Source organism: Sivoneniella epilithica UHCC 1019, assembly GCF_040830845.1.
In the GTDB taxonomy this organism is placed as follows: Bacteria; Cyanobacteriota; Cyanobacteriia; order Leptolyngbyales; family Leptolyngbyaceae; genus ULC077BIN1.
In genome coordinates, this window is sequence record NZ_JBFPDP010000114.1 from 1 (window position 1) to 965 (window position 965).

At 47.4% G+C, this 965-nt stretch carries 1 protein-coding gene; it reads right to left on the reverse strand.

What is annotated here, in order from left to right; translation table 11 throughout:
• Positions 1-20 precede the first annotated feature (20 nt).
• Positions 21-898 (reverse strand): IS630 family transposase gene (locus AB3R30_RS26870; protein ID WP_458652268.1). Its coding sequence is split into 2 segments (ribosomal slippage): positions 21-566 and positions 569-898, totalling 876 coding nucleotides; the frame shifts between segments, so codons are not numbered across the junction.
• Positions 899-965 lie beyond the last annotated feature (67 nt).

Below are 965 nucleotides of genomic sequence, written 5' to 3' on the forward strand. Positions count from 1 at the left end.
TATAGCTTAAGCCACATTTGTTAGGACGCTGCCTGCTTGAGAACGGCTTCCATCGCATCGCGTAAATTATCCGAGTTGCGTAACTGGTCACGAATCCGGCTTTTTAACCACGCCCAACACTTTTCAATCCGATTGAGGTCAGGCGAGTAGGGCGGCAAATACACAACCTGGGCACCTGCTGATTCAATTAACTTGGCAATTCGACCCCCAGGATGAAACGTAGCATTATCTACAATTACCCACTCACCAGGACGCAACACTGGAACCAAGCACCTCTCTAGCCAAGTTTCAAAGACCAGGCGATTGCAAGCCCCCTCCACAGTAAAAGGCGCAATCAATTGACCATCTCGGTATCCCGCAATCATATTAATCCGTCCCTGCCGCCGACCTGATTTGAGGGCGTAGAAACGTTCTCCTACAGCACAGTATCCATAACCGTAATCATCGCGTTCATCCATCCCCGACTCATCGACATAGACTAAGTGAGCAGCTTTGGGGTCTTCAAGTTGCGCTAGGAAGGCTGAGCGTTTTACTTCATCGCGTTGGACATACCCATAAGTTTTTTTTTACGACTGTGTCCAATCTTCTGTAAGGCTCGTGAAACCGTGCGCTGAGAGATTTCCCCTTCCCATAGCGCTGCCATTTGGGCTTGGGTTTTATCTCCATGCACTTTGACAAATGCCCGAAACTTCTCCCAATCTGCGATTTTGACCTGTGCTTGAGATGTTTGCCTAGGCTTAGGTTTAACATCCCCTGTTTCGGCTTTGCGCTGACACCATAGGTTAATCGTATTGCGACTGATGTTGAACAATTGAGCCGCCTCGCTTTTCTTGAGACCATCTAACTCAATGGCTTGCATCACTTTTTGCCGCAAGTCTTCACTGTAGGGTTTTGCCATGATAATCGTGAACAGCAACGGTTAGAATATTTTATCCTATGTCCTAACCTGATTGACTATAGCTATA